This window comes from Microcoleus sp. FACHB-1515 (genome assembly GCF_014696105.1).
GTDB lineage: Bacteria > Cyanobacteriota > Cyanobacteriia > Elainellales > Elainellaceae > JAAUTJ01.
In genome coordinates, this window is sequence record NZ_JACJPO010000061.1 from 31,944 (window position 1) to 52,639 (window position 20,696).

Genomic DNA, 20,696 nt, shown 5'->3' on the forward strand with positions numbered 1-20,696 from the left:
TCGCAACTGCCCTTAGAGTACCAAGGGAAGCTGACTGTCGGGCGGCGAATAGCCCATGTGCTTCCAGGCGGCAGGCGTGGCGATTCGGCCTCTGGGGGTGCGCTGGAGGTAGCCAAGCTGCATCAAATAGGGTTCATAGACTTCTTCGATCGTCTGCGAATCTTCTCCCGTCACGGCGGCGATCGTATCGAGTCCGACGGGACCACCGCCAAAATTTTCGATCATGACGCTGAGCATTTTGCGGTCTGTCCAGTCCAGCCCGCAGGGATCAACGTTGAATAGCTGCAAGGCTTCGGCGGCGATCGCTTCGTCGATCGTGGCGACCTGCTTCACCTGAATGTAGTCACGCACTCGGCGCAAAAGACGATTGGCAATCCGGGGCGTGCCTCGCGATCGACGAGCAATTTCTGCCGCGCCGTCCGGCTGAATAGGCGTATTCAAAATGCTGGCCGTGCGTAAAACGATCTGCGTTAGTTCGTCGTGTTCATAGAAGCGCAGACGTTGGACGAGGCCGAATCGATCGCGCAGCGGAGAACTGAGCGCTCCGACTCTTGTGGTTGCGCCGACGAGGGTAAAGCGCTTGAGCGGAAGAACTTGCGTCCGGGCGCTTTGGCCTTTGCCGATCGTAATGTCGAGCCGAAAATCTTCCATTGCCGGATAGAGAATTTCCTCGGTGACTTTCGGCAAACGGTGAATTTCATCGATAAACAATACGTCTCCGGGCTGCAAGTTGATCAGCAGACCAACGATATCGCGGGGACGCTCCAAGGCGGGTGCACTGGTGATTTTGCAGTTGACACCCATCTCGGTTGCCAAAATTAGCGACATGGTGGTTTTGCCGAGTCCAGGTGGCCCATAGAGCAGCAGGTGATCGAGCGGTTCCTGCCGCGCCTGTGCCGCCTGAATCGCGATGTTCAGCACTTCTCGGAGGTCTTTTTGCCCGACGTAATCCGCGATGCGCTGGGGACGCAGCTTTTCTTCTTGTTTGCCGTATTCGTCGAGCGTGACGACGGGCTGAAGCAAATCTTCGGTGGGCGGTTGGACGGCAGCTTTTTTGGAGCGCGATCGCACTTGTTCCGACGATCGCGGCTCAGACGGCTCCTGCTGTTTGGAAGAGATTATCGCCATGTCTCACCTCCGCTCGCGCTTGGGCAAACTGCCTGCTGGAATCGCTCTTAGCTTAACTGTACTCTGCATTTCGGACAACTGTACTAATTTTTGCCACTGTTAATGGGTGCGATAGTATCAGACTGTGGCTATTTCGCGCTCATTATGCCCGAAAATTCTTTGCAAGTCCCTGAAAATTTGTCGTTTCCCGATGCGATCGCCCTGACGCAAATTCTGCTTGATCGATTCAGCGATCTTGCGGATGCCGACATCGAATCGACGGTGACGGCTCTGGTCGCGACTGAAAACGGCGCACGGGGCTTTTTCGTCACCTATTTAAGCAACGATCGATCGCTAGCAGACCACCCATCCGCAGCGATTGTAACCGCTTTGCGATCGTCTCCCGACATCGTTTCCGAACTCTTAGTCAAAAATTTAGCCATGTCCGCAGCAATGGCCGTTCATCATCGTCGCAATCAAGATGAAAGCGCGGCACAAGGGTCAGATCGAGTGCAACGGCGATCGCTCGATCTGATTCGCCTGCTCGATCTGCCGCAGATGCGCGATCTCGCCCAAAAGCTGCACGAAAGCGCGGCCACAGGGCGCGGAGAATATAAAGCGTTTCTCGATCGCTGGAACTACGATGCCGAACAGCGTCAAACGATCGAGCAGGCAGTGTCAGCAGTGATGTAAGCAATGTCAAGACTGATTCTGATTCGACACGGACAAAGCATATGGAACGCCGCCAACAAATTCACAGGCTGGGTGGATGTGCCGTTGAGCAAGCGTGGACGAGCGGAAGTGATGATCGCCGCTGACAAACTGCGAAGCTACCGAATTGACGTTTGCTTTACCAGCCTGTTAATTCGGGCGATCGAAACTGCGATTCTTTGCCTCACCGAATACGAAGAACTCTCAGGTGGCAAAACGCCGATTCTCAAGCACGAAGCCGACGATCTCGATTGGCACGGCTGGGATCACTATGACGGCGAACCCGATCAAGAACTGCCGATTTTTCCGAGCGTTGCCCTGGATGAGCGCTATTACGGTCAATTGCAGGGACTCGACAAGGCACAGACTGCCGCCAAGTTTGGGGCGGCGCAGGTGCAGGAATGGCGGCGATCGTACTCCACTCGTCCACCCGGAGGCGAAAGTTTAGAAGATACGCAAAAGCGCGTCATCCCTTATTTCACCAGCCGGATTTTGTCGCACATTACCGCAGGCGAAACGGTTCTCGTCGCGGCACACGGAAATTCATTGCGATCGATCATCATGAAGCTGGAAAATCTCGCCGCCGAAGCAGTTCCCGCCCTCGAACTTGCAACCGGAATTCCGCTGGTTTATGACATTGCTGCAAATGGGGAAGTGCGCGAGAAGCGAATTTTAATTTGAAGCGGTTTAGACAGCTTGAATCCATTCGCGCAGATCATATTCTGTCCAGATGCCGTTTTGCCAGTAGGGGTCGGCTTCGACGATTTGCCGTACAGTGGCTTCGTCGGGTGCGTCGTAAATGGCAAAGACGCGAGTTAGGTCTTTGGTGGGACCGATCGTTACCAAAACGCCGGATTCTTTTTGATCAGCAAGTCCGTCGAGGTGAGCTTGACGGTAAGGGGCACGTTTTGCCAGCACGTCGTCGCAGTAGCGCCCCCACATCACATATTTCGGCATCGATTTAAAGATTGAACGGTCAAAATCAGTTTAGAACGCTGGCATGGCAGAAATCCGGGCATTGCTGAAACTGAGTATGAATCGAAAACAGGCCAGTCTCAAAGTCCCCCAAGCGAGAGGATTTAGGGGGCGATCGCAGGCATGACGTCCTCACAATTCATTCCTCAATTCAGCAACGCCGACATCCGATCGCATCCCAAAATCATCGAGGCAAAAAAAAGGCCGAGCATTGCCCGACCTTGACCGTCATCTTGGAGAAGAAATATTAAATTGTTTGTGTCTTACACGAGGCCGAGCCAGTGCAAGAAGCCTTGGCCGGAAACCAGCTCGATCGCAACGGCGGCCAAGAAGCCGATCATTGCCAAGCGACCGTTCCAAACTTCGGCGCTGGGGTTGGAACCAAATTGGAACTTGGTTGCAAATTCGCCGTACTTCCGCTCGGACTGTTGCTTGTAGTAGTCTTTCTCGTTCGGTGTGCTTTGCATGGTGGGGACTCCAATCAATCGTTGTTTGTTCATCCAACCTGCTAACTAATGTAACAAACTATTTCGGAATCGTCACAATCAAAAGGTAGATTTTCAAAGATTTGTTTCGTTTATGCGATCGATTGCCGCAATTATGCCTCAAAGGTTTCAAGGCTGTAATTTAGCAACTTCGATTCCCTGCTAAGATGACCAAACCGCGACGTTCTTTACATTTCATCGCGGTTATCCCTCTCCAAGGGTACTAAACCATCCCGCTCTACGGAGAGTAAACTTGTATAAAAAGTCAAGCATTTGCTTAATGTGGATGCGTGAAATGCAATCAGGGTGCTTCAGGTCCAGCGTACAGATGGGTCACGCCGAATTAGAGAATTCACCATGAAGCAAGTTTTATTTATTTTGGGCGAGTTGAGCGATGCGGATATTGACTGGCTGATTCAAACGGGCGATCGCCAAGATGTTGAGCCGGGAACGATTTTGATTCATGAAGGCAAGTCGGTCGATGCGCTGTATATCCTGCTTGAAGGAACGCTCGTCGTGACGATTTCGGCGCTAGAAGGACGGCAAATTGCGCGATTGGCAAGCGGCGATGTGGTCGGAGAAATGTCGTTTGTTGAATCGCGCCCCCCTTCGGCAACGGTGCAGACCTTAGAAAAATCGGTTGTGCTGGCCGTCCCGCGATCGCTGCTGAGCGAAAAGCTTCAGACCGATGTGGGCTTTGCAGCTCGCTTTTATCGAGCGCTGGCGATTTTGCTGTCGAGTCGCTTGCGCGGCACGGTGCGGCAGTTGAGCAATTCTCCCGATCGCACCCAGACCGAAACGGAAACGGCGGCGATCGCTCAGCAGCGATTTGACAATTTGCTAGAGCGGCTAAAAGGCAACGAATCCGCTTAGCGCAACGCAACAGGCTGAAGCTGAGCGATCGAGCGATGCAGTTCGCTCAGCTTTTGCGCGGCTTGACCATTGGCAATCAGCTCTTGGGCGAGGGCAAGGCCGGATTCTAGATCAGCACAAGCACCCGATCGCCACAGATAAAAGCCGCTGTTCCACACGATCGAGCTTTGCAGGTCGCCGCCTTCGTTTCGCAAAACGGCCTGCATCAAATCGGCGATCGTGGCTTCGTCGAGCGGCACATCAGTTCCCGCAAACCCGTAGTCGCGGGGATGCAGCAACAAGCGTTCGATCGGTTCTCCGGGCTTGTGGCCGAGGCCGATGATGCAGGTGCGATCGCGCGGCAAATCACAACTGCCTTCTAGACCTTTGACGGTGATGTAGTTTCCAGTTCCGCGCAGCGAAAACGCTTCATATGCCATGCCCTCGGTCGGCGGATGGACAAAGCCGGAAACCAGCAGACAGTCTCCGGCATATGGACACCAAAACAGTTCCAGCGTGGCAAACGGCGGACGCTTGCCGATCTGGTCGCGAAATTCCACGAGTCCTTCTGCGAGGGGAAAGTGACGCGGCTGGTAGACAAAGCCGATTTTGGTTTGGGCGAAAATTTGCTGCGCCTGATCGAGATCGAGCTGCGTCCAGTCAATTCCCAACGCCTGCCACACTTCCGTCAGCGGAATGCCGTACTTGGTGGGAATGCGTCCGCCGCCATGCAGCACGATCGGCAGGTCTGCGGCTGCTAGCACCAAGGCCGTCAGTGGACTCAACGGCAGGGTGCGCGATCGCCCGTCATACGGCAGGCTGAACACGATCGGAGGGTGGGGACTGTCGATCGGCTGAAGCTTCGCGCCGAATTGGTCGTAGGCATCCAACATTCCCGCTAGTTCTTCCCCGGTCGGACGCTTGATGCGGTGGGAAATCATGAATGCGCCGATTTGGGCGGGAGTCGCTTCTTGCGTCAAGATCATGCGCGTGGCGGCTGCGGCCTCGCTGCGGGTGAGGTCAACGCTGGTGTGGGTGCCGCTGGCAACTTTGCGGAGTAGGTCGCGGAAGGTGTCACTCATGGCGATCGAGGGTCAGGTGTCGGGTGTTGGGGATCGTGTCGGATGTCGATTTCACTTTCAACCCCTAGGAAACAGGCAGAGCAGAACGCGAGGTGATGTGCTGATGAACGAGATCGCGGAAGCGCTGAATCGGTGGAATTTGCAGGCGGTCTTGCGAGGTGACGAGGACGACCTGCCGAACAAGTGACGGTTCTGCGGTGGGACGAACAGCGAGTGTCGGATCGGTGTGTCCGTCTACGATCGCCGATCGCGGCAAGAGCGCAACGAGTTCACCCTGCCGAACAATGCCGCGAAACGCATCCAAGGTATTCAACTCTAGCGCGGCGTTGAGCGCAACGCCCTGCCGTGCAAACTGCTCTTGAACCAAGCGCTGCATTCCATAGCCGTCCTTGAAGACGACTTGCGGAAAGCGAGCGAGTTCTGCCCAAGGAACGCGATCGAACTCGGTCAAGGGATGGTTCGCCGCCATCAGCACTTCAACGGCTTCATCGTAAAGCGGATCGACGATGAGTTCTGGCGTTGTCGTGAGAAAGCGGTTGTTCATCACGATCGCCACGTCCACCAATCCGTCTTTGAGGACTTTGATAGCGCGATCGCTGCCGAGCGACGTAACGCGCAACTGCACTTCCGGGTATTCCTGGCAAAAGCTTTGTAGAACCGGAGGTAAATACTGAGCGCAGATCGAGTGAATGGCGGCGACGCAAAGTTCCGGCTGCTTTCCGGCCAGCAAATCTGCGAGTTCGGTGGAAGCGGTGCGCCATTCATGACAGATTTTGCGAGCGCGGGGAAGAAAGCGTTCTCCGGCGATCGTCAGCTTGGCCTGTGCGTTGCGGTGAAACAGCGGCAGGTTGAGTTCAGCCTCCAAGCCTTGCACTTGACGACTGATCGTGGATTGCGTCAATCCACATTTTTGTGCAGCCTGCTGAAAACTTCCGGTTTCCGCCACCGCCAGAAATGCTTGCAGTTGTTCCAGTCGCATAAACCCCGCAGCGCAGCGATTCCACGCAGTTCAAGTAACTTGACCTTACCGGATATTGAAAGGGGGTTTAGTGATGTTGGCTACAGACTGAGCGAGCCAGCGCGTATGAGCAAGCAAATACTATTGGTAGCCTATATTACCATTCGGCCAGCGCGGTCGCGATCGCGTCTCGCCACTGATTCGGTAAATTTTCCGTAGCGGCTAAGGTTTGCAGGCGATCGAACGCTGATTCAATTTGCTTTAGGCCAGCGATCGCATGAAGTCGCACACTTTCATCGGGATCAGCGAGCAAATTCAGGAGCGGCTCGATCGAGTCAGGCTGCTCCAACTGGCCTAGGCTCAAGGCTGCGGTTTGCTTCAGGGTGGAACTGGGAAGCGCGGCGATCGACTCGGCCAGAATTTGGGCGGCGATCAACTTGAGATCGTCCGGTTCGATGCGACCGAGCGCCAAGAGAATTTCTTGAATCACACTTTCGTCGGCGGATGGTTTGAGGTGCTGCTGCAACACTTCGATCGTGGCTTTAGTCTGTATCCAATTCAAAGCACGAACGGTTTCCACCTGAAGCGGAATCGGCGTGTGGGGCGATCGGAGCAGCGCAAACAAAGCATCTGCGGCGGCAGGTGACTGGAGCCGACCGAGCGCGATCGCCGCCTGCCGACAAACCTCTAGGTTGAAGTCGTATAGACAAGCTTGTAGTCGAGGGACGATCGCATCGGCGAGCTGTTGATGAAATCCCAGCCCAACGATCGCCTCGCGCCGCACCGGGGCCGCGATGTCACCCAGCGCATTCAGCAGAACCGGGGGAATACGGACATCGTGAAAACTCGATAAAGCTTCGATTGCCGCTGCGCGAATTTGCGGATCGGCATCCTGCACGACTTCCAGGAGAGGGGCGATCGTTTCCGAATGGCGAATCTGCGAAAGTGCCTGAACTGCTAGCAAGCGCCATTCCGCTTCGCCTAAGAGATTGGTGAGGGGGGCGATCGCTTTTGTGCCCTGTGCGGCGATTACTCCTGCCGCCATTGCCCGCAGTTCTTCGCTTTGCGCGGATTTGAGCGTTTCCATCAAAGCTGCCAGCACATCGGGATGCTCGATCTGTCCTAAGATTCGCACGATGAACCAGGCGAGTTCTTCTTCCATGTCTTCGTCAAGCAGATCGAAGAGCGCATCGATCGCCAGTTGAGGCGTGATCAGTTCGGCTGAAACGATTTGGGGCAGCAGCTTTGAGACTTCCCAACGCGCCTGAAAATCGCCGTTCTCCAAAACGGACAAGGTGCGATCGAGCAGTTCATCAACCTCGGTGATGCTGGCGGCGCGTGAATTGTCGATTGTGGCAAGCTGAGAAACAAATTGCGACAGCACTTCAGACGGGGCGGCAGATGACGTGAGCGATTTTGGCATGGCGGATGTGAGCACAGCGAAAGGGCGATCGATATCTTGATTGTTAAGCCGATCGCAAAAATAAAACAGGTTTTTTAGCCTGTGAATGCTAAACATTCATCGAACGAATGCAGTCTTTGCATTGGCGGTTTTGCTCAGTAGTTTTTGTTACAAATCTACGGCTTTACTTTTCTTAACGTGCTAATTTTCAACGATCTCGCGTTTTTGAAAGCTTTAGCAATCTAGTAAAAGCGCGATCGTCATTTCAGACCGTGTTCAGTTTGACTGAAATGACAATCTAGGTTCGGTTCAATTGAGAGATTTAAGACCGCCTTCTCACTGAAACTCGCAGAACTTCGGTTCGGTTTTCGTCGTAAGTTCGCCGCTTTCAATCAGAAGACACCACATTTCGATCGCGCTGATACAATGTCAAATTCTCCTGACTTTCTGCCTGTTGGTAGAGCGAAATTGAGCGATCGAACCGCTAAAACCCGCCTTAAGACAGAGGAATTAGCCGATTATGCAGTTTCCGCATTTGCAAAATGCACAATCTTCATCAAATGTGAAATTTAGTAACAACAGCTACCAATTCACTCGTTTGAAATTTCTAACCTGAGTGCATGAGGTCAAGGAAACGCGATCGAAACAAGTTTGGAAAAAGCGAAATCGATCGAGTGCAATTCGAGTCGCAATGCATCCACAAAGCGATTTGAACTGCTAGCCAAAAGTTTCATTCGTTTGAAGTTCGATTTGTCTGATTGTTTGCCCTGGTTCGCTCAAGCTTTGTTTATTTGCAGGTAGCATCGAGGATATTTCCCCGTGACCGAAGCCACCCTTAACCCAACGGCTAGCCTCAATAAGTTCGAGAAATTCAAGGCCGAAAAAGACGGTCTTGAAGTCAAAAAAGAGTTAGATCAGTTTGCTCAAATCGGCTGGGAAGCGATGGACGAAATCGATCGCGACCATCGCCTCAAGTGGATGGGCGTGTTTTTTCGTCCGGTCACTCCCGGCAAGTTCATGATGCGGATGCGGATTCCCAACGGCATCATCACCAGCGGTCAGTTTCGCGTCCTAGCGGAAATTGTGCAGCGCTACGGTGAAGACGGCGTGGGCGATGTGACGACGCGCCAAAACATTCAGTTGCGCGGCATTCGGGTTGAAGATCTGCCCGACATCTTTCGTCGCTTCGAGGCGGCAGGTTTAACCAGCGTTCAAACTGGGATGGATAACGTCCGCAACATCACCGGATCTCCGGTTGCTGGAATCGATGCCGACGAACTGATTGACACTCGCGGCTTGGTTCGCAAAGTGCAAGACATGATTACGAATAACGGTGAGGGCAACCCCTCATTTACGAATCTGCCGCGCAAATTCAACATTGCGATCGCCGGATGCCGCGACAACTCCGTTCACGCCGAAATCAACGACATTGCCTTTGTTCCCGCCTTCAAGGATGGCACGCTGGGATTCAACGTCTTAGTCGGCGGTTTCTTCTCGGCCAAGCGCTGTGAAGCTGCCGTGCCGCTCAATGCCTGGGTCGATCCGCGTGATGTCGTGGCGATGTGCGAAGCGATTTTGCTGGTCTATCGCAATCACGGACTCCGCGCCAATCGTCAAAAAGCCCGCCTCATGTGGCTGATCGATGAGTGGGGCATGGAGAAGTTTCGGGCTGAGGTCGAGCAGCAGTTAGGCTACCCGCTGCAAACGGCTGCTGAGAAAGATGAAATTTTGTGGGACAAGCGCGACCACATCGGCATTCACGCCCAAAGCCAACCGGGATTGAACTATGTCGGCCTGCATGTTCCGGTGGGTCGCCTGTTTGCCGGAGATATGTTCGACCTGGCAAGGCTGGCGGAAGTCTACGGCAGCGGCGAACTGCGCTTGACAGTGGAACAGAACATCATCATTCCTAACATTCCCGATTCGCGCTTGGGGCCGTTCCTGAAAGAGCCATTGCTAGAGCGTTTTTCGGTCGCTCCTGAGCCGCTGGTGCGATCGCTCGTCTCCTGTACGGGAGCACAATTCTGCAACTTTGCCCTGATCGAAACCAAGAATCGCGCTCTGGCGATGATCAGCGAACTGGAGCAAGAAGTCAGCGTTCCCCGTCCCGTCCGGATTCACTGGACAGGATGCCCCAACTCGTGCGGTCAGCCGCAAGTTGCCGACATCGGTTTGATGGGAACCAAAGCTCGCAAAGACGGCAAAACCGTCGAAGCGGCAGACATCTACATGGGCGGCAAAGTCGGCAAAGAAGCCCATTTGGGAACCTGCGTCCGCAAAGCCGTCCCCTGTGACGACCTCAAAGATGTCTTGCGCGATCTGCTGGTCACTCAGTTTCAGGGTCAACTCAAGGACGCTGTCACCGTTTAGTTTTCCTTCAACCTCATACACCCTTCCTCTTAGAGAGTTCACCCATGTCTATTTCTCGTCGCCATTTTCTTTCGATCGCCACCACAGCGGCAGCCGGAACTTTGATTCTCAACGGCTGTAGCACTCCCAGCAGTCGAGGAGGCGGCGAAAGCACCACGACTTCCGCCAACGCTGAAGCGATCGAACTCACACCAGAAACTACGCCCGAAGTCACTACCGCCAAATTGGGCTTCATCGCGCTGACCGATGCCGCTCCCTTGATCGTGGCGCAAGAAAAAGGCTTCTTCGCCAAGTACGGCATGACCGATGTGGAAGTTGCCAAGCAAGCCTCTTGGGGAACGACTCGCGACAACCTCGTTCTCGGTTCGGGCGGCGGCGGCATCGATGGCGCACACATCCTTTCCCCGATGCCCTACCTGATCAGCGAAGGCATTGTCACGGATGGAAAGAAAGTGCCGATGTACATCTTGGCGCGGCTGAACGTGAACGGACAAGGCATCTCAGTTGCCAACGCTCACAAAGACTTGGGCGTTCAGCTTGATAGCTCAAAGCTGATGTCGAAAGTGCAAGAAACCAAGTCGGCAGGCAATCAGATGAAGTTTGCCGTCACCTTCCCCGGTGGCACACACGATCTTTGGATGCGCTACTGGCTAGCAGCGGGCGGCATCGACCCGAATACTGATGTGTCTACGATCGTCGTGCCGCCGCCGCAAATGGTCGCCAACATGAAGACCGGAACGATGGATGCGTTCTGCGTCGGAGAACCCTGGAATGCTCAGTTGGTTAACCAGAAAATCGGCTACACCGCCCTCACGACTGGACAACTGTGGAAAGACCACCCGGAAAAAGCCTTTGCCATGCGAGCCGATTGGGTGGACGCGAACCCGAAAGCCGCGCTTGCCATGATTAAAGCCGTGCAGGAAGCGCAAATCTGGTGCGAAGCCAACAAAGCCGAAATGATCGATATCGTCTCGAAGCGATCGTGGTTTGGCGTTCCCGCCGCTGACATTCAAGACCGACTCAAAGGCACATTTGACTTTGGCGATGGTCGTCCGGTCGAAGAAAACAGCCCGCACGTGATGAAATTCTGGGCAGACAACGCCTCCTATCCCTACAAGAGTCACGATATCTGGTTCATGACCGAGGAGCAGCGCTGGGGCTATCTGCCTGCGAATACCGACGTGAAGGCTTTGGTCGATCGCGTCAACCGTGAAGATCTGTGGAAAGAAGCGGCCAAGGCGATCGGTCAAGAAGCCGCCATTCCCGCCAGCACGTCGCGCGGTGTCGAAACCTTCTTCGATGGCGTCACGTTTGACCCGGAGAACCCCGCCGCTTATTTGAGCAGCTTGAAGATTAAGAAGGCTTAATTCCGATGCGGGAGCAGCGATCGAACTCTGCTCCCGTGCTGATCAACTCAATTCCCCTCACCCTCAAGGATTTTTGCAAGCAACATGACTGCACTCACCAGCCGATCGCGCCGCCGCTTTGATGCTCCTGGAATTGCTGCCCTGATTCTTCGCCGCTTGGTTCCGCCTGTCTCGGCGCTTGCCGTTTTCCTCCTGATCTGGCAAGGACTTTCGATCAGCGGCATTCTCGCCTTGCCTAGCCCGACTCAAACTTTTGCGGATACTTGGGAACTGATCGCCAATCCGTTCTATGACAATGGCGGCACAGATAAAGGTTTGCTGTTGCAAATTTTCGCCAGCATTCAGCGCGTCGCTTTGGGCTTCACCCTGGCGGCGATCGTGGGCATCGCACTCGGCATCGTCACGGGCATGAGCCAGTTCATGTACGAAGCGGTTGACCCGATCTTTCAAGTGCTGCGAACGATTCCGCCGCTGGCATGGCTGCCGATTTCGCTGGCCGCTTTCCAGCAAGCGCAGCCCTCCGCCATCTTCGTGATTTTCATTACGGCAATCTGGCCGATCATCATCAACACCTGCGAAGGCGTTCGCCAAATTCCGCAAGACTACAACAACGTCGCTCGCGTTTTGAAGCTGTCGCGCCCCGAATATTTCACCAACATCCTCTTTCCCGCCACCGTTCCCTACATCTTCACCGGACTGCGAATTGGTGTCGGTCTGTCTTGGCTGGCGATCGTCGCCGCAGAAATGCTGATCGGCGGCGTGGGCATCGGCTTCTTCATCTGGGATGCCTGGAACAACTCGCGCATCAGCGACATTATTATCGCTCTGGTTTACATCGGCGTGGTTGGTCTGCTGCTCGATCGATTGGTTGGATACATCGCCACTTTGGTTGTCCCCACTGAGCAGAAATAAGTAATCGGTTCCACGCTCGACTCCCGAATCCCCTTACTTCAAACGCCATGACATTTGTCGAAGTTGACCATATCGATCGCGTCTTTCCCCTCCCGGATGGCGGCGAATACATTGCGCTCAAAAATATCGACCTCAAGATCCGCAAAGGTGAATTCATCACGCTCGTCGGTCACTCTGGCTGCGGCAAATCCACCCTGCTCAACATCATTTCCGGTCTCGATAAGCCGACTGTGGGCGGTGTCGTCCTGGAAGGGCGGCAGGTGACAGAACCGGGACCCGATCGCATGGTCGTCTTCCAAAACTATTCGCTCCTGCCCTGGCTGACGGTTCGCCAAAACATTGCTTTGGGCGTGAATCGCGTCCTGCGAGAGTTGCCGGAAAGTGAGCGCAACGGCATCATCCAAAAGCATATCGATATGGTCGGGCTGGCTCATGCCGCTGACAAGATGCCCGGACAAATTTCAGGTGGGATGAAGCAGCGGGTTGCGATCGCCCGTGCCCTCGCCATTCGTCCCAAACTCTTGCTGCTCGATGAACCGTTTGGCGCACTCGACGCTTTGACGCGGGGCGGCTTGCAAGAGCAACTGATGCGAATCTGCGAAGAAAGCCAAGTCACCTGCGTCATGGTGACGCACGACGTAGACGAAGCTTTGCTGTTGTCCGATCGCGTCGTCATGCTCACAAACGGCCCCGAATCGAATGTCGGTCAGGTGCTTGAAATTCCGTTTGAGCGTCCGCGATCGCGCATGGAAGTCGTCAACCATCCGAACTACTACGGACTGCGAAACGAGATTGTCTACTTCCTCAACCAGCAAAAGCGCGTCAAGCAAAAGAAAGTCAAGCCCCTCGTTGCCGTCGCGAAAAACGGACTGGAGAAAGTCAACCTCGATATCGGCTTCATTCCGCTCACCGACTGCGCTCCCCTCGTCGTCGCAAAGGAAATGGGCTTCTTCGAGAAGCACGGCTTGACCGAAGTAACGCTATCGCGTGAGCCAAGCTGGAAGGCGATCGCCCAAGGAATCACAGGTCGCCGCCTTGATGCCGCCGCGATGGTAACGGGAATGCCGCTTGCCCTCACCTTGGGATTGGGAGATAGTGCGCCACAGCCGATCGTCAGCGCGCTCACCTTGTCGCGCAACGGCAATGCGATCGTGTTCAGCAAGCAGCTTTATAACGAAGGCGTTCGCACTCTGGAGGATTTCAAGGCGCTGATCGATCGCACTCCCGACAAAGTTCACACCTTGGGAATGGTTCACGCTTCGTCGATGCACAATCTGATGCTGCGCTACTGGCTGGCATCTGGCGGCATTGATCCCGACAAAGATGTGAGTCTGACCGTAATTCCGCCCGCGCAAATGGTGGCGAACCTGAAAGCTGGAAACATCGACGGCTACTGCGTCGGAGAACCCTGGAACGCCCGCGCCGTTCACGAAGGTTTGGGATTTGTGATCGCCAACGACCTCGACATCTGGCAGGGTCACGCCGAGAAAGTTCTGGGAGTCCGCGAAGATTGGGCGAACCAGTATCCCAAAACGCATCTCGCCCTCGTGAAAGCTTTGCTGGAAGCTTGCGAATACTGCGACGATCGCCGCAACCGCGAAGGCATTCTCGAAGTGCTGTGCCGTCCGCACTATCTGGGAACCGATCCGGCCTACACGCGCCCCGGTTTTCTGGATGCTTACGATCGCGGCGACGGTTCACCGCTGCGCTCCTACCTCAACTACAACCAGTTCTTTACGAGCAAAACGAACTATCCCGATCGCGTCGAGGCGCTGTGGGCAATGGTGCAAATGGCACGGTGGGGCATTGTGGATTTTCCGCGCAACTGGCTGGAAGTTACTGAACGCACTTGGCGGACGGACATTTTCGGCCAAGCCGCCCGCGAACTGGAAATGCTCGACTTTGGCCGCGATCGCCGCCCGATCGTGCTGGGTGATGGCACGGTGTTTAACCCCGACGACCCAATTGCGTATCTGAACGCACTGGAAATTAAGCGCGACATCAATATTGTTGAAGTTGCCCTTGACCCGATCGCCGTTTAGCGACTGTCCGAACCGCCCCCTAGCCCCCAAGCTTGGGGGAACCGAACCAACCGCCTTTGCCGCACCGCAAACATCCCGGTTCAAAATCCCCCAAGCTTGGGGGATTTGGGGGGCAAACCCAAGTCTCGATCGCCTGACCCTTCTAGCAACTGACCATGCAAACCATTCCAACCACCACGACAACCCCCAGCACAGCGGCCACGCTCAAGCCCGATCCCTTCTTGGTGATCGAAAACGTCTCGAAGGTGTATCCCACGCCCAAAGGCAACTACACCGTTTTGCAAGACGTGAATCTGACCGTGCGCGAAGGCGAATTTATCACGCTGATCGGTCACTCTGGCTGCGGCAAATCCACCCTGCTCAACATGGTGTCGGGCTTCAACAAACCGTCATCGGGTGAAGTGCGCGTCCAATCGAAGCGAATCACCGAACCGGGACCCGATCGCATGGTCGTGTTCCAAAACTACTCGCTGCTGCCTTGGAAAACCGCTTTCGAGAATGTTTACATCGGGATTCACTCGGTTTATCCCGACAAATCCAAGGCGGAAAAAACCGAGATTGCCAATGAACACCTTGCCCTTGTCGGCCTGACCGAAGCCGCCAACAAAAAGCCCACTCAGCTATCGGGCGGCATGAAGCAGCGCGTTTCGATCGCCCGCGCCCTCGCCCTGCGTCCTCAAGTGCTGTTGCTAGACGAACCGTTTGGCGCACTTGACCCGATCACTCGCGAAGAACTGCAAGAAGAACTTCTGGCGATCTGGCGCAGTTCTCGCGTCACCGTCTTGATGATCACGCACGACATCGACGAAGCGCTGTTTCTGAGCGATCGCGTCGTAATGATGACCAATGGCCCCTCTGCGACGATCGGTGAAATTCTCGAAATTCCTTTTCCCCGCCCGCGCAACCGCACTCAGCTTCTCGAAGACCCCGACTACTACGATCTTCGCAACCAAGCGCTTGACTTCCTCTACCGTCGCTTTGCCCACGACGACGCTTGATTGGGGATTAGGGAAACAACCCCACCTATCTCCAACCCCGAACCCCGTTGCATTCTACAAACCGCCGTGTCTGACCCAATCAAAACCGTTTGCCCCTATTGTGGTGTGGGCTGTGGCCTTGAGGTCGTTCCGACTGTCAAAGGCGACAAGATTACTGGCATTAGCAAAGTGAGGGGCGATCGCTCTCATCCATCCAGTCAAGGCATGGTCTGCGTGAAGGGCGCAACGGTGGCTGAGTCGATCGGCAAAGACCGCTTGCTGCACCCGATGCTGCGCGAATCGCTGGATGAACCGTTTCGGCGGGTGACTTGGGAGGAAGCGATCGATCGACTTGTCACTGAAATTCAAAAGGTGCGTTTCACCTGGGGAGCCGACGCGATCTGCATGTACGGGTCGGGTCAGTTTGTCACCGAAGATTACTACGTCGCCCAAAAGCTGATGAAAGGGGCGCTGGGCACGAATAACTTTGATGCGAATTCGCGCCTGTGCATGTCGTCTGCCGTGATGGGCTATCTGCAAAGTCTCGGCTCGGATGGCCCACCCTGCTGCTATGACGATCTTGAACTCACCGATTGTGCGTTTTTGATTGGCACAAACACGGCGGAATGCCATCCGATCGTTTTCAATCGCCTCCGCAAGCATCACAAGCAAAATCCCCACGTCAAGCTGATCGTTGTTGATCCGCGCTGCACTCCGACTGCGGAAGTTGCGGATTTGCACCTCGCGATCAAACCGGGAACGGATATCGATTTGCTCAACGGCATTGCCTATTTGCTGCTGGAGTGGAATTATTTCGACGCTGACTTTATTGAAGAATGCACGAACGGCTTTGCTGAATTTGTCGAAGTCGTGCGCCACTATCCGCCGGAGCGGGTGGTCGATCGCTGCGGCATTTCCGTAGAAGACCTGAAAAAAGCCGCGCAATATTGGGGCGAATCGTATCGCGTCCTTTCCTTATGGTCGATGGGGATCAATCAGTCAAGCGAGGGAACGGCCAAGGCGCGATCGCTGATTAACCTGCACCTGATGACCGGACAGATCGGACGGGCGGGAGCAGGACCCTTCTCGCTGACCGGACAGCCAAACGCGATGGGCGGACGCGAGGCAGGCGGCTTGTCGCATCTTTTGCCGGGATATCGATCGGTGAGAAATCCGCAGCACCGTGAGGAAATTGAGCATTTTTGGAATTTTCCTGCCGGACGCATTCAGGCCGAGCGTGGACGTACCGCTTGGGAAATGATCGAAGGACTCGAATCGGGCGACGTGAAGCTGTTGTGGATTGCGGCGACGAATCCTGCTGTGAGTTTGCCGGATTTGGAGCGGGCAAAAAAAGCGCTGAAGCGATCGCCCTTCACCGTTTACCAGGAAGCTTACTATCCGACCGAAACCGCTGTCTTCGCGCATCTGCTGCTGCCTGCAACCCAGTGGAGCGAAAAAACCGGAGTGATGACGAATTCCGAACGGCGCGTTTCTCTCTGTCCCGCTTTTCAATCGGCGGATGGCGAAGCGAAAGAAGACTGGGCGATCTTTGCCGAAGTGGGTCGCCGCTTGGGATTTGTCGAGCAGTTTTCTTTCAACTCGTCGGCTGAAGTGTTTGCGGAATTCGTCAAGCTGACGCACAATCGGCCTTGCGACATGAGCGGACTAAGTCACGATCGCCTGCGCGAACAGGGGCCGACGCAGTGGCCGTATCCGGTTGGGGAAACGAAGCGATCGCCTGCCTCATCGCAGCGGCTCTACACGAATTTGCAGTTTGCCACGCCCGACCATCGCGCCCGCTTTGGCGCAGTCCACTCGAAAGGCTTGGCCGAACCGCACGATCCTGCTTATCCGTTTGTGTTGACGACGGGGCGCGTTTACGGCCACTGGCACACCTTGACGCGAACGGGACGAACGGAAAAAATTCAGCAGCTACATCCCGAACCGTTCCTCGAAATTCATCCGCGCGATGCAAAGGAATTGGGCATCATCGAAGGAAATTTGGTGGAGGTACGATCGCGACGCGGTTCCGCTAAACTGGCAGCTAAAGTGACGCGATCGATTTCACCCGGAACCGTGTTCATGCCGATGCACTGGGGAGCGCTTTGGGCAGACGATGCCGAAGTCAACGCCTTGATGCATTCTGCCGCCTGTCCCGATTCGCTTCAGCCAGAACTGAAGGCTTGCGCCGTTCAGGTGATTCCGCTGACGGCAGTGGCGACGGCGCGATCGGAGCAGTTCGATCGCGCGATCGCCGCGCCCGCTGCCATTTCTTGAACCGGATGACCGCTGTGACGTTTTTTCAGTTTGAGCAAGATTTTGTCGATTCGCTCCGCTGTATTCCGATGCAGGTGCGCTACAAGCTCGACACCTGCGGCGTGAAGCTGAAGCTGTCACACTGGTCGCATTTCACCGAGGCGGAACGGCAGGCGATCGTCAACGCTCCCTGCGAAACTGACTCAGAAATTGAGGATTACCGAAATCTGGTGCAGCAGTTTGTCACACAGCACATGGGGACGCCTGCGGGGACGCTAGCGATCGATCCGCATCCGGCTTGGCTAAACGGCAATTCGGTTCCGGCTGAAGTGCAGGAAAAGGCGATCGAATTTGGGGTGGCGATCGATTTGCCGCGCTGGAATGCTTTAACGCCGCTTCAGCGATTTGTGCTGATCAAGCTGAGTCGTCCTGGACATGAAAACAAAAACTTTCAGCCTGCGCTGACGGAATTTCACTTGGTTTGATATTTATTTGCGCGGTTGCTGACTGGTGAAGTTGATGCGATCGCTCAACTGCCGCAGGTTACGAGCTAAATCCAAATCCGTTTCTTTTAGCTGTGAAATTTTGTCACAGCTATACATCACCGTTGTGTGATCTTTGCCGCCGAAGACTTCACCAATTTTGGGCAGGCTCAAATCGGTATGCTGGCGCATCAGATACATGCCAATTTGCCGCGCCATGCTGATTTCGCGACGGCGCGAGTTGCCTTTGAGGTCTTCGATCGCCACCTTATAAGTTTCGGCTACTGCTGCGATCACGGCTTCTGGCGAAGCTTCTGCCTGTTCGCTGGGTGGATTTAGAACGGGAGCAATGTTTTCGACCGTCATCGGCAAACCGGAAATTGAAATGTAGGCAACGGCACGAATGAGTGCGCCTTCCAGTTCTCGAATATTGGTTGTGTAGCTTGATGCAATGTACTCAATTACATCGCGAGGCAATCGCATATTTTCGTATTCTGCTTTCTTTTGCAAAATTGCCATTCGCGTTTCAAAATCAGGCGATTGAATATCAGCAATTAAGCCCATCGAAAAGCGCGAACAGAGGCGTTCTTGCAATCGCGGAATTTGGCTGGGGGGGCGATCGCTCGCCAACACAACTTGCTTTCCGGCTTCGTGCAGCGTATTAAAGGTGTGAAAAAATTCTTCCTGCGTGTATTCTTTTCCTTCGATGAACTGAATATCATCCACTAGCAGTACGTCCACAGCGCGATAGTGTTCGCGAAAGCTTTGCATACTGTCTTTGCGAATGGCTGCGATCAAATCGTTGGTAAACTGTTCGGTGGAAACATAAAAAATTCGCGAATCGGGATGATTGTCCAATCGGTAGTTGCCGATCGCCTGCATCAGATGCGTCTTTCCCAGTCCAACGCCGCCGCACAAAAACAGCGGGTTAAATTCGCGTCCGGGTGATTCGGCAACGGCTAGTGATGCGGCGTGCGCCATGCGGTTGTTGGAGCCGACGACGAAGCGCGAAAAGGCGTATTTTGAGTTGAGTTCGGTCGATCGAGGTCGATGACTTGATTCGGCAGGTGTTTCGGCGGGCAGCGGCCACATTAAATCGCCGTTGTCGTCGCCTTGGCGGACGGTGAAGTGAATTTCGATCGGGCGACCGAGAATGTCGTGAACGGTATCGGCGATCGTTTTGACGTAGTACTTTTGCAGCCAATTTCGCGCAAACGGATTGGGCGTGCAGACCGTCAGGCGATCGCCTTCGAGCTGTTCTGCGGTTGCGGTTTTGATCCAGGTGTCAAACGTGGGGCGGCTAAGCTGCACTTGAAGCCGCTCTAGAACTTGATCCCACAGACTTTCTAACAGAACTTCCACGCCCAACCTCTACCTTTGATTTGCTGTCGATCGAAAATTCTGCCTGCCGAACTGCAAGAGGACTAGACGACGATAGCTTGCTCTTGCTGGAGCAATTAAACCAGAAGTCTAGCTCGATCGGGCGATTTGTTGAGGCAAATTTTAGATTCGATCGCGTCTTTCACCGTCGGAATTAGCGGAACTGTCGAGCGGTGAGCCAAGCGGCGTAGGGCGTTTCGTGCAGGTAGGCTTTGCCAACAGAGCCGAAGAGTTCGAGTTTTTCGGTGATCACTTCCTGCATGGCTTCGATCGCTTCTCCCGCGATGTCAAGCAAATCTTTGGGACTTTGGCCGCAAATTTCGGCTTTGAGGGCTTGCATGTAGGCTTGGCGAACTTCGGTGTTGACGTTGAATTTGCACACGCCCCGCTGAATTGATTCGCTGATCATGTGGGGCGGCAGGCCGGATGCGCCGTGCAGGACAAGCGGAATGTCGATTAGGCGGCGGATGCGATCGAGTCGGTCAAAATCGAAGCGGGGCGGATTTTTGTATTCACCGTGAACGTTGCCGATCGTGACGGCCAGGGAATCGACTTGCGATCGCCGCACGAAGTCGAAGGCTTCAGATGGATCGGTCATTTTGGCTTCTTTTTCGGCGATCGTCAGTCCGTCTTCTGTACCGCTGATTCTGCCGATTTCGGCTTCGACGACTGCGCCGTAGCTGTGGGCGAGGCGGGTCATGTTGGCGGTGAATTTGAGGTTTTCCTCGTAGCTGAGGTGGGAGCCGTCGGCCATGATCGATCGCACTCCGGCTTGCAGGGCGAGTTGGATGTCGGGGGCGGAGGTGCTGTGGTCGAGGTGGACGGCGATCGGGACGTGGGTGGCTTTTGCGGCTTCGAGGCAGAGGGCGACGAGGGGAAGTTTGCCGTATTTGAGGGCGCTGGGGTGGAGTTGCAGCATGGCCGGACTGCGGGTGAGTTCGGCGGCGTTGATCACGGCTTTGACGCCTTCGAGGTTGTAGATGTTGAAGGCTCCGATCGCGTAGGCGTTGCGGCGGGCGGTTTCGAGCAGGTCTTGGGTGGAGGTGAGCATGATGGTTTGCCTATTTTGAGAATGGATCGAGTGCGGATGGACTTCTTGCGGTTAGGATTGCCTTCTGCTTCCGAGCCAGTGGAGTGTTGGGGTTGCCCCTCCTCCACACCTCCAACCCCAGCAAAGGGCGGCTGCCCTCTGCACTCCCGCAAGGGGTGATCTGTGAGTGTCAATGTAGCGCTTCGCATTGGCTTTCCCGCCGCGTCTCTCGTGTTGCTCGTTTGCTGCCAAATCCATTCGCCTGACTGCTGCTAGCATACCGGGACAGCCTAAGCCAACTGCAATTT

18 protein-coding genes are annotated in these 20,696 nt (G+C 54.9%); 10 read left to right on the top strand and 8 right to left on the bottom strand.

From position 1 onward, the window contains the following. Window positions 1–12: 12 nt before the first annotated feature. A complete protein-coding gene (gene ruvB, locus H6F67_RS20880) occupies window positions 13–1,128 on the bottom strand; it encodes a Holliday junction branch migration DNA helicase RuvB (protein WP_190768575.1) in 1,116 nt (371 codons plus the stop codon). Window positions 1,129–1,272: 144 nt separating this feature from the next. Between ruvB and H6F67_RS20885 the strand changes: the two genes are divergently transcribed. Then, entirely contained in the window at window positions 1,273–1,800 is a 528-nt protein-coding gene (locus H6F67_RS20885; RefSeq protein ID WP_190768576.1) for a hypothetical protein, read from the top strand. Between the two features lie 3 nt (window positions 1,801–1,803). Beyond that, window positions 1,804–2,499 (top strand): 2,3-bisphosphoglycerate-dependent phosphoglycerate mutase, encoded by a 696-nt coding sequence (locus tag H6F67_RS20890; RefSeq protein WP_190768577.1) that lies wholly within the window; start codon window positions 1,804–1,806, stop codon window positions 2,497–2,499. A gap of 6 nt (window positions 2,500–2,505) precedes the next feature. Here H6F67_RS20890 and H6F67_RS20895 read toward each other — a convergent pair whose 3' ends face one another. Both H6F67_RS20895 and H6F67_RS20900 read right to left on the bottom strand, forming a co-directional pair. Further along, window positions 2,506–2,775 (bottom strand): YciI family protein, encoded by a 270-nt coding sequence (locus H6F67_RS20895; RefSeq protein WP_190768578.1) that lies wholly within the window; start codon window positions 2,773–2,775, stop codon window positions 2,506–2,508. 281 nt (window positions 2,776–3,056) lie between these two features. Beyond that, the gene (locus tag H6F67_RS20900) at window positions 3,057–3,260 is read right to left on the bottom strand and encodes a chlorophyll a/b-binding protein (protein WP_190768579.1); all 204 of its coding nucleotides are present in this window, start codon (window positions 3,258–3,260) and stop codon (window positions 3,057–3,059) included. A 375-nt stretch (window positions 3,261–3,635) separates the two neighbouring features. Between H6F67_RS20900 and H6F67_RS20905 the strand changes: the two genes are divergently transcribed. Continuing rightward, window positions 3,636–4,151: a cyclic nucleotide-binding domain-containing protein gene (locus tag H6F67_RS20905; RefSeq protein ID WP_190768580.1), complete on the top strand. Its 516-nt coding sequence runs from the start codon at window positions 3,636–3,638 to the stop codon at window positions 4,149–4,151. Here the strand turns inward: H6F67_RS20905 and H6F67_RS20910 are convergent. The 3 genes from H6F67_RS20910 to H6F67_RS20920 form a co-directional block, all read right to left on the bottom strand. Beyond that, a complete protein-coding gene (locus tag H6F67_RS20910) occupies window positions 4,148–5,212 on the bottom strand; it encodes an anthranilate phosphoribosyltransferase family protein (RefSeq protein WP_190768581.1) in 1,065 nt (354 codons plus the stop codon). The two genes, H6F67_RS20905 and H6F67_RS20910, sit on opposite strands and share 4 nt — an antisense overlap. A gap of 64 nt (window positions 5,213–5,276) precedes the next feature. Next, the gene (locus H6F67_RS20915) at window positions 5,277–6,191 is read right to left on the bottom strand and encodes a LysR family transcriptional regulator (RefSeq protein ID WP_190768582.1); all 915 of its coding nucleotides are present in this window, start codon (window positions 6,189–6,191) and stop codon (window positions 5,277–5,279) included. A 136-nt stretch (window positions 6,192–6,327) separates the two neighbouring features. Next, entirely contained in the window at window positions 6,328–7,593 is a 1,266-nt protein-coding gene (locus tag H6F67_RS20920) for a HEAT repeat domain-containing protein (protein ID WP_190768583.1), read from the bottom strand. Window positions 7,594–8,391: 798 nt separating this feature from the next. On the opposite strand from H6F67_RS20920, the gene H6F67_RS20925 reads away from it, so the two are divergent. The 7 genes from H6F67_RS20925 to H6F67_RS20955 all read left to right on the top strand — a co-directional run bounded on the left by H6F67_RS20925 (window position 8,392) and on the right by H6F67_RS20955 (window position 17,981). Continuing rightward, window positions 8,392–9,942, top strand: a complete 1,551-nt coding sequence (locus H6F67_RS20925) for a ferredoxin--nitrite reductase (RefSeq protein ID WP_190768584.1) — start codon at window positions 8,392–8,394, stop codon at window positions 9,940–9,942. Between the two features lie 44 nt (window positions 9,943–9,986). After that, window positions 9,987–11,309 (top strand): CmpA/NrtA family ABC transporter substrate-binding protein, encoded by a 1,323-nt coding sequence (locus H6F67_RS20930; RefSeq protein WP_190768585.1) that lies wholly within the window; start codon window positions 9,987–9,989, stop codon window positions 11,307–11,309. 84 nt (window positions 11,310–11,393) lie between these two features. Beyond that, the gene (gene ntrB, locus H6F67_RS20935) at window positions 11,394–12,221 is read left to right on the top strand and encodes a nitrate ABC transporter permease (protein WP_190768586.1); all 828 of its coding nucleotides are present in this window, start codon (window positions 11,394–11,396) and stop codon (window positions 12,219–12,221) included. Between the two features lie 47 nt (window positions 12,222–12,268). Continuing rightward, a complete protein-coding gene (locus tag H6F67_RS20940) occupies window positions 12,269–14,263 on the top strand; it encodes a nitrate ABC transporter ATP-binding protein (protein ID WP_190768587.1) in 1,995 nt (664 codons plus the stop codon). 155 nt (window positions 14,264–14,418) lie between these two features. Next, window positions 14,419–15,261 (top strand): ABC transporter ATP-binding protein, encoded by an 843-nt coding sequence (locus tag H6F67_RS20945; protein ID WP_190768588.1) that lies wholly within the window; start codon window positions 14,419–14,421, stop codon window positions 15,259–15,261. 66 nt (window positions 15,262–15,327) lie between these two features. Continuing rightward, the gene (locus H6F67_RS20950) at window positions 15,328–17,517 is read left to right on the top strand and encodes a molybdopterin oxidoreductase family protein (protein ID WP_190768589.1); all 2,190 of its coding nucleotides are present in this window, start codon (window positions 15,328–15,330) and stop codon (window positions 17,515–17,517) included. A 5-nt stretch (window positions 17,518–17,522) separates the two neighbouring features. Then, a complete protein-coding gene (locus H6F67_RS20955; protein ID WP_190768620.1) occupies window positions 17,523–17,981 on the top strand; it encodes a nitrate reductase associated protein in 459 nt (152 codons plus the stop codon). A 3-nt stretch (window positions 17,982–17,984) separates the two neighbouring features. On the opposite strand, the gene dnaA is transcribed toward H6F67_RS20955, so the two are convergent. After that, a complete protein-coding gene (gene dnaA / locus H6F67_RS20960; RefSeq protein ID WP_190768590.1) occupies window positions 17,985–19,340 on the bottom strand; it encodes a chromosomal replication initiator protein DnaA in 1,356 nt (451 codons plus the stop codon). A gap of 172 nt (window positions 19,341–19,512) precedes the next feature. Further along, a complete protein-coding gene (locus H6F67_RS20965; RefSeq protein ID WP_190768591.1) occupies window positions 19,513–20,409 on the bottom strand; it encodes a class II fructose-bisphosphate aldolase in 897 nt (298 codons plus the stop codon). Window positions 20,410–20,696: the final 287 nt, after the last annotated feature.

Coding starts and splice junctions, on each gene's coding strand:
- ruvB (WP_190768575.1), bottom strand. CDS start 1,128: ATGGCGATAATCTCTTCCAAACAGCAGGAGCCGTCTGAGCCGCGATCG.
- H6F67_RS20910 (WP_190768581.1), bottom strand. CDS start 5,212: ATGAGTGACACCTTCCGCGACCTACTCCGCAAAGTTGCCAGCGGCACC.
- H6F67_RS20920 (WP_190768583.1), bottom strand. CDS start 7,593: ATGCCAAAATCGCTCACGTCATCTGCCGCCCCGTCTGAAGTGCTGTCG.
- H6F67_RS20930 (WP_190768585.1), top strand. CDS start 9,987: ATGTCTATTTCTCGTCGCCATTTTCTTTCGATCGCCACCACAGCGGCA.
- H6F67_RS20895 (WP_190768578.1), bottom strand. CDS start 2,775: ATGCCGAAATATGTGATGTGGGGGCGCTACTGCGACGACGTGCTGGCA.
- H6F67_RS20915 (WP_190768582.1), bottom strand. CDS start 6,191: ATGCGACTGGAACAACTGCAAGCATTTCTGGCGGTGGCGGAAACCGGA.
- H6F67_RS20955 (WP_190768620.1), top strand. CDS start 17,523: ATGACCGCTGTGACGTTTTTTCAGTTTGAGCAAGATTTTGTCGATTCG.
- H6F67_RS20900 (WP_190768579.1), bottom strand. CDS start 3,260: ATGCAAAGCACACCGAACGAGAAAGACTACTACAAGCAACAGTCCGAG.
- H6F67_RS20965 (WP_190768591.1), bottom strand. CDS start 20,409: ATGCTCACCTCCACCCAAGACCTGCTCGAAACCGCCCGCCGCAACGCC.
- ntrB (WP_190768586.1), top strand. CDS start 11,394: ATGACTGCACTCACCAGCCGATCGCGCCGCCGCTTTGATGCTCCTGGA.
- H6F67_RS20885 (WP_190768576.1), top strand. CDS start 1,273: ATGCCCGAAAATTCTTTGCAAGTCCCTGAAAATTTGTCGTTTCCCGAT.
- H6F67_RS20940 (WP_190768587.1), top strand. CDS start 12,269: ATGACATTTGTCGAAGTTGACCATATCGATCGCGTCTTTCCCCTCCCG.
- H6F67_RS20945 (WP_190768588.1), top strand. CDS start 14,419: ATGCAAACCATTCCAACCACCACGACAACCCCCAGCACAGCGGCCACG.
- H6F67_RS20905 (WP_190768580.1), top strand. CDS start 3,636: ATGAAGCAAGTTTTATTTATTTTGGGCGAGTTGAGCGATGCGGATATT.
- H6F67_RS20890 (WP_190768577.1), top strand. CDS start 1,804: ATGTCAAGACTGATTCTGATTCGACACGGACAAAGCATATGGAACGCC.